The sequence below is a fragment of the Aerococcus sp. L_32 genome, from assembly GCF_050689315.1.
The window spans coordinates 1-7093 of sequence record NZ_JBOEQF010000107.1 but is presented as its reverse complement, the minus strand read 5'-3'; the positions used below and the strand labels follow the sequence as shown (position 1 = coordinate 7093).

The 7093-nt window shown below is 39.9% G+C and carries 7 protein-coding genes; 5 read left to right on the top strand and 2 right to left on the bottom strand.

Features of this window, described 5'->3' with window-relative positions; translation table 11 throughout:
- Positions 1–221: 221 nt before the first annotated feature.
- The 3 genes from ACRCJ0_RS07950 to thrS all read left to right on the top strand — a co-directional run bounded on the left by ACRCJ0_RS07950 (position 222) and on the right by thrS (position 3330).
- Positions 222–428, top strand: coding sequence for a DUF2273 domain-containing protein (locus ACRCJ0_RS07950; RefSeq protein ID WP_016897720.1), 207 nt, complete (start codon positions 222–224; stop codon positions 426–428).
- Positions 429–521: 93 nt separating this feature from the next.
- Positions 522–974, top strand: a complete 453-nt coding sequence (locus ACRCJ0_RS07945; protein WP_418147258.1) for an Asp23/Gls24 family envelope stress response protein — start codon at positions 522–524, stop codon at positions 972–974.
- 427 nt (positions 975–1401) lie between these two features.
- On the top strand, positions 1402–3330 hold the full coding sequence (thrS, locus tag ACRCJ0_RS07940; protein WP_069285616.1) for a threonine--tRNA ligase: 1929 nt from the start codon (positions 1402–1404) through the stop codon (positions 3328–3330).
- A gap of 320 nt (positions 3331–3650) precedes the next feature.
- Here thrS and ACRCJ0_RS07935 read toward each other — a convergent pair whose 3' ends face one another.
- Together ACRCJ0_RS07935 and ACRCJ0_RS07930 are read right to left on the bottom strand one after the other, a co-directional pair.
- Complete coding sequence (locus tag ACRCJ0_RS07935; RefSeq protein ID WP_431390113.1) at positions 3651–4841, bottom strand: hypothetical protein; 1191 nt, start codon at positions 4839–4841, stop codon at positions 3651–3653.
- A gap of 116 nt (positions 4842–4957) precedes the next feature.
- A complete protein-coding gene (locus tag ACRCJ0_RS07930; RefSeq protein ID WP_431390112.1) occupies positions 4958–5491 on the bottom strand; it encodes a DNA-3-methyladenine glycosylase I in 534 nt (177 codons plus the stop codon).
- Positions 5492–5688: 197 nt separating this feature from the next.
- On the opposite strand from ACRCJ0_RS07930, the gene ACRCJ0_RS07925 reads away from it, so the two are divergent.
- Positions 5689–6504, top strand: a complete 816-nt coding sequence (locus ACRCJ0_RS07925; RefSeq protein WP_431390111.1) for a MetQ/NlpA family ABC transporter substrate-binding protein — start codon at positions 5689–5691, stop codon at positions 6502–6504.
- 97 nt (positions 6505–6601) lie between these two features.
- Positions 6602–7042, top strand: a complete 441-nt coding sequence (locus ACRCJ0_RS07920; RefSeq protein ID WP_431390110.1) for a hypothetical protein — start codon at positions 6602–6604, stop codon at positions 7040–7042.
- Positions 7043–7093: the final 51 nt, after the last annotated feature.

Here is a 7093-nt window from a genome sequence, read left to right as displayed (position 1 = left end):
ACAGATAAAAACCAAGCAGTTCAAGCGATTTCTGATCAAATCGCAGAAAAAGCAAGACTTGGTGCAGAACGCGTTTTAGGGACAAATATTCAAAATGTTAAAGTATCTGCCGCACCGTATGATGCGAGCCAAGTAAGCCAACAAGGTCGCGGTCAAAACCAGGCGCGCGTTAGATAATCTTGGTCAAATAGGACCGAATTTTGATAGGGGGCACAGAGCATATGAAACAACCACCACGTAGTTGGTATCCATATAGAAATCGTATTATTGGCGGATTGATTGCTTTCATTTTTGGTTTACTGTGGATGTGGTTAGGTTTTGGACCTGCCTTATTTATCCTAGTATTCTCAGTAATTGGATACATTGCAGGGGCATATTTTGATGGTCAAATTGACTTAGGAAGCTGGTTCTCATTTTTCAATTTTTAGCGTCATATCGTTTGAGTTAAGTAGATAAATTTGCTATGATGATTAAAACTTATTGGTTATATATTTAATAATAAAAGAAATGGGGTATTTTACATGTCAGAAAACGTAAAACACACAAATGATTTAACTTTTGAAAACCGTGTTTTGGAAAAAATTGCTTTTTATACAGTTCAAAACATTGATGGTATTTTAGAGTTAAAAGGCAACTTTACTTCAGGAATTAAGAACTTCTTCTCTAACGGCGAAGACGAAACTAAAGGTGTTAGCGCAGAAGTTGGTAAAAAAGAAGTAGCTTTAGACCTTGAAGTGATTGCTGAATATGGCAAAGATATTCCAGCCGCTTTTGACAAAGTGACTAAATCAGTGAAAGAAAATGTTCAACAAATGACCGGTTTAACAGTTGTTGAAGTGAACATGAACGTAAACGACGTGTTAACACGAGCTGAGTATGAACGTGACCAAAATGAACAAAAACGTGCAGCTGAACAACAACGTCGTCAAGCAAACCAAAGTGGTCAATACACTGACGGTTCACGGGTACAATAAATTTCACCTACAGGAGGCGAATTTACACTCGTCTCTTTTTCCTTGAAATCACCTATGTGAAACGGTTTCTTATGAATTTTGTTTGACAATTATAGGCTCGATGCTTATACTTATTTTGAAATCAGATAACTATATCGATGATAAGAGACAAGCTTTAGGATTGGACATTAGGGACAAGTTGGTTAGTGAGAAACTTGCAAGATCATATAGCGAACCACTCTTTAGATCGCACCGAAACAGATGGCATTATGCACATGTGATAAGGTGTACGGGTTGCCCCCATTATCAGCAATTGAGGATAAGGTATGCCCTGCATATATTATCGAACTTGGGTGGAACCACGCATATTGTTTCTTAGCGTCCCATTCTAGTCTTTTAGGCTAGGATGGGGCTTTTTTATTTTTCAAAAGGAAAAAGGAGGAAAAACATGATTGACTTAGTATTCCCAGATGGGGCTAAAAAATCATTCGAAGCAGGCGTGACTGGTCGTGACGTTGCTGCATCAATTAGTAACTCATTAGCAAAACGCGCATTAGCGGCTAAAATTGACGGTGAATTGGTGGACTTAAATGCCCCAATTAATGAAGGTGGCGCGATTGAAATCGTTGACCCTAAACATGAAGATGCATTAGGTATCTTACGTCATTCTACTGCCCATTTAATGGCGCAAGCGATGAAACGTTTGTATCCAGGCATTAAATTTGGTGTCGGTCCAGCCATTGAAACAGGTTACTATTATGATACGGACCAAGAAAAACAAATTACTGAAGAAGATCTACCAGTAATTGAAGCTGAAATGGCTAAAATTGTAAAAGAGAATTATCCAATTGAACGTCGTGAAGTGACGCGTGCTGAAGCGAATGAAATCTTTGCGGATGATGAATATAAATTAGAAATCATCGCAGATTTACCAGAAGATGAAACGTTAACAGTATACTCACAAGGGGAATTCACTGACCTTTGTCGTGGAATCCATGTACCATCAACTGGTTACATTAAAGAATTCAAACTATTATCTGTTGCCGGTGCATACTGGAGAGGTAACTCAGATAACAAAATGATGCAACGTGTTTACGGTACAGCATTCTTTGAGAAACGTGACTTGAAAGAGTTCATCAAACAGCGTGAGGAAGCTAAAGAACGTGACCACCGTAAATTAGGTAAAGAATTAGATATCTTCATGGTAAATCCTGAAGTTGGTTCTGGTTTACCGTTCTGGTTACCAAAAGGTGCAACTGTTCGTCGTATTATCGAACGTTACATCGTTGATAAAGAAGAATCACTAGGTTATGAGCATGTGTATACACCAATTATGGCAGATGTTGAATTTTATAAAACTTCTGGACACTGGGACCACTACCATGAAGATATGTATCCACCAATGGATATGGGTGACGGTGAACAATTAGTTTTACGTCCAATGAACTGCCCACATCACATGATGGTTTATAAAAATGATATTCACTCTTATCGTGAATTCCCAATTCGGATTGCGGAATTAGGTATGATGCACCGTTATGAAAAGTCAGGCGCTTTATCTGGTTTACAACGTGTACGTGAAATGACTTTAAATGATGCGCATATCTTTGTACGTCCAGACCAAATCAAAGAAGAATTTACGCGAGTACTGCAATTAATCAAACAAGTCTATGATGACTTTAATATTACAGACTACCGCTTCCGTTTATCTTACCGTGATCCAGAAAATACGGATAAATACTTTGATGATGACGAAATGTGGGAAAAAGCACAAGCAATGCTAAAAGAAACAATGGATGACTTAGGTTTAGAATATTTTGAAGCCATTGGTGAAGCAGCGTTCTATGGTCCTAAATTAGATGTTCAAATGAAAACTGCTTTAGGTAACGAAGAAACAATGTCTACTGTTCAATTAGACTTCTTATTACCAGAACGCTTTGACCTAACTTACGTTGGTCAAGACGGTCAAGATACACACCGTCCAGTGGTTATCCACCGTGGTGTCGTTTCAACAATGGAACGTTTCGTAGCTTACCTAATCGAAGAATACAAAGGTGCCTTCCCAACTTGGTTAGCACCAGTTCAAGCGAAATTAATCCCAGTTAACGACGACGCACATGGTGACCATGTTGAAGAAATCCGTCGTCGAATGAAGGCTGCTGGTATGCGTGTTGAAGTGGATAGTCGTAACGAAAAAATGGGTTACAAGATTCGTGAAGCACAAACCCTTAAAATTCCATACCAATTGGTATTTGGTGACAACGAAATCGCTGAAAACACAGTAACAGTACGTCGCTATGGTTCAAAAGAAACACTATCAATGCCGTTTGATGAATTCTTAGCGCAATTAGAACAAGACATCAAAGAATATAAATAAAAGGGTGTGAGAGTCGACGCGCAGAAAGGAAACGTTGGAAGATTAAGGCAGTAGATGGCGCAGTCAGCTACAACTTAAACTGAAACGCAGTTCTTTCTGGAGACTCGAACCCAACTAAAGGGTGTAAGCGAGACCGCTAAGCTCAACAACTATTCTGAAGTGGACTTGAGATGGCCGAGCGCACCCGACTAAACAGGGTTAGGGAGTCGACGCCCTACTGATATAAGGTAAAAAAACGCCAATAACACTTGTTATTGGCGTTTTTTACTATGCACAAATAAAAAGAGAGATTGAATTTTCACCCAATCTCACTGCTATTTCTATAAATATAATTCCTTGGCTTGTAATACGGGCTCTAAGTGACCTAATGGAATGGTTGCCATACTTGGGCGTAAGGTTCCTTTATTTTCATCGCGTCCTTGGATTACCAATTTGGCGTCGTCTTGACCGTAAATATTGATCCCTTTAACGATTAGTTGTTGGGTTTGGTCACTAGAATAACGGTTGAATAATATCGCTAACTTCACGAAAGGCAATTGTGTCATCATTGGGTAGTCACCCATAGAGTCGCCAAATACCATAGCTGGTTGCTTGCCGTGATCAGCTACCATGAAGTTTTTAATCACTTCTACTTTTCCCAAGCCCTTAGTGATAAAGGTGCCTTCTTCTAGACGTGAATCCATAATGCCATTTTCATCCACGTCGTAGCACTGGCCGAAAACTTGGCTTGCGTCTAAGTTGAAAGGTGCTTCAGTGACCACTGAACGAACCAAGTCAATTGGACTAGCGGAAATGACATAGATGGTGATGTTGTTGTCTTTAAGCACTTGCCATAAATGTAAGATTTCATCTGGGATTCGAATCCCTTGTTCGAAAGAGGCTTCTACTTTTCCGACCTTGCTCTTAATATGTGGGCTAGAAAATAGTCGGCGTAGGGCGATTGGTTTATTCAAAGCATCTTGGAATACAGCTACAGATAGGGCTTTAAATTCTTCAACAGTATAGCCTTTAAACCAGTAAATCGGAGAGTTTTCGCCTGGCGTTCTTCGGAATTCACTACCTGCTAGTTGGTAGAACAAACGCAATTTCGCTGCAAATTCGTTGAATTGGGTCCATTCCTTCACTTGTTCTAGTGGCAAGCGTTCGTTCTCGTCTAGGGCGATATAGTCGGTATATAAGAATTGGTATTGGGCGATGATGTCGTCCGCCAAATCAATATAAGTTGCCATATTTTTTGAATTCGGGAAAATAGGTTGGTTGAAATTCATCGGGCCTGTAGTTAAGACGTCATAGAATTCATCTGGTGTCATCTTGTAGGCCAAGTGATCAATCATATACATCATTAGATGATCTTCAATATCATGCATGATTGTAGTGTTGTCAAAATCAAATATAGCGTAATCAGTATCTTGCTTGCTAACAATTGCTTCTGAAGCTGATTCACGAATCACTGTATTCAGACGTTCGATAACAAAGGGGTCCCATTTTTGTTGGTTGATATTTAATGGCATAAAAATCTCCTCGCATATTTATAAATAAATTGATTTATCACTAACTTACATCACATTATAAAGTAAGCGTAATAATTTCATGTAAAATCTAAGTCATAATTAAGTAAATGAAATCTTTACCTGAAGTCACACTCTGGGTCGTGGTGGTTATAGACACCAATCGTCTCTAAAAATGATTCGATTGTGGTTGGCCCGACAAATTTAAACCCGCGTTTCTTCAGTAATTTCATCAGCGCTTTATTGATTTCGTCTTCATTTCCGTCAAATTCGACCACCAATTGTTGTGCTGTTTGGTAGATGAAATCTCTAAAACTTGGAAAATGAGTATCTTCCTCGATTGCTAGCGCACACTGGGCGTTGTTTATCATAGCTTGGATTTTTTGGCGGTGACGAATGATCCCTTCATCAAGCATAAGCCGGTCAACATCAGTTTCATCAAACTTGGCCAAGGCCTCCAGGTCAAAATCAGCAAAAGCTGCTCTAAGTGCTGGCCGTTTTTTCAGGATAATAGCCCAGGATAAACCAGCTTGCATGGATTCTAAGCACAGGGCCTCAAAGACTTCCTGACTAGTGGTTTTATCTTGACCCCATTCCTCGTCATGATAAGCAATCATGTTTGGGGTATTGGCAAATTGACAGCGTATGACCATGAAAAAACTCCTTCACTTTGCAAGTTTCACTAGGATTTACTAGTGTGTCCAAATTATAGCAAATTTAATCCAATTATAATAGTTAGGTTCGTTATAAACGATTACTCTTGATTAAAATGAGGTATTATCAATATCTTGAATCTTTCAATATAATGAAGTTGTGAAAAGAAAATAATTTGATATGGGGGAAGGTTATTATGAAGCATTTTGTGAAGTTGGGATTATTGGGTTTATCGGCAACGGTGCTTGCAGCGTGTTCTAGTTATAGTAGTGAGGAAACTACTATTCGAGTCGCGACGTCACCGGGTCCTTATAGTGAGTTATTTCTAGACCAAGTGGCCCCTAAGTTAGAAGAAGAAGGCTATACAGTTGAAGAAATTGAGTTTACGGATTTGCGGTCAGCGGATGTTGCCTTACAAGAAGGGTCAGCAGACTTAAATGTTGACCAACATTCCTTATATTTAGCTAACTTTAATGAAGAAGCGGGTGCAGAACTAACGGCTGTGACACCGGTACCGACTGTGCCAACAGGTTTGTTCCCAGGTACAAAGGATGATTTGGCTGCTGTCTCAAGCGGGGACCGTGTGGGTATCCCGGATGACCCATCAAATTATACGAGAGCTTTACTCGTTTTGCGGAAAGCGGGCTGGATAAAATTCAGTGAGGATGCCAACCTCGAGAATTTAACGGTTGATGACATCTCAGAAAATACGGCGGGCATTGAAATTGTACCAATGCAATCAGCGTCAATCCCAAGAACCTTGGAAGATTTAGCCTACGCCATTATTCCAGGCTCAATCGCGTATGACGCGGGCGTTGACTTCTCAACTATGATATTAGCGGAGGATGTGCGGGAAGACTTGTTACTGCAAGCTGTAGTTTCCACTCCTGAAACAGCGGAAGAAGATTGGGTGCAAGCAGTCGTGGATATCTATAATTCGGACGATTTTCAATCGCAAATAGAAGAAATCAATAATAGTTCAGATGAAACTTATTGGATCATTCCAGATTAAGAAATCCGAAAGAAAGTGTGAATATTTATAGAAAGCGTTTACATCGCTAGGCCGTTTCCTATATGATAGGGGTATCAAGAGAATAGGAGTGATGTACATGGTGGAAGTTTACACAAACTACTGGGAAAATCGACGCGATGGTGTTCGAAAGGAACATGGATCATATGCTAGCGAAGAAGCGGCCTTTGAGGGGATTCGAAGCTGGTGGACACTTCATCAAGAAAAGTATACCGATGTGGATAAACGACGGACCAATTCAGGTGCCCTAGAAATTACATATGGTGATGACAATTACTACTATCGTATTGAGAAACGGCATTTGGACAAGTTACCATCGACTAAATGTAAGTTGAGAAGTCCTGGTGAGATTGACAGTAAACGTAAACTGGAGCAATTAGATGAGGAAACCTTCCTATTTGAAGAATTAGCAGAACCTTATCGTGACCTGCTACTTGTTGCAATGGGGAATGGCCAGCGGGTCAAGGACTTTATCTACGATGAAAAAGGGCGACCAATCCGCGAGCTGACTAAAGTATAAAATTTGAGAGAAATGATTGACAAAGAGATTGCAGGATGTTATGCTATTGGA

Coding starts and splice junctions, on each gene's coding strand:
- ACRCJ0_RS07950 (WP_016897720.1), top strand. CDS start 222: ATGAAACAACCACCACGTAGTTGGTATCCATATAGAAATCGTATTATT.
- ACRCJ0_RS07945 (WP_418147258.1), top strand. CDS start 522: ATGTCAGAAAACGTAAAACACACAAATGATTTAACTTTTGAAAACCGT.
- thrS (WP_069285616.1), top strand. CDS start 1,402: ATGATTGACTTAGTATTCCCAGATGGGGCTAAAAAATCATTCGAAGCA.
- ACRCJ0_RS07935 (WP_431390113.1), bottom strand. CDS start 4,841: ATGCCATTAAATATCAACCAACAAAAATGGGACCCCTTTGTTATCGAA.
- ACRCJ0_RS07930 (WP_431390112.1), bottom strand. CDS start 5,491: ATGGTCATACGCTGTCAATTTGCCAATACCCCAAACATGATTGCTTAT.
- ACRCJ0_RS07925 (WP_431390111.1), top strand. CDS start 5,689: ATGAAGCATTTTGTGAAGTTGGGATTATTGGGTTTATCGGCAACGGTG.
- ACRCJ0_RS07920 (WP_431390110.1), top strand. CDS start 6,602: ATGGTGGAAGTTTACACAAACTACTGGGAAAATCGACGCGATGGTGTT.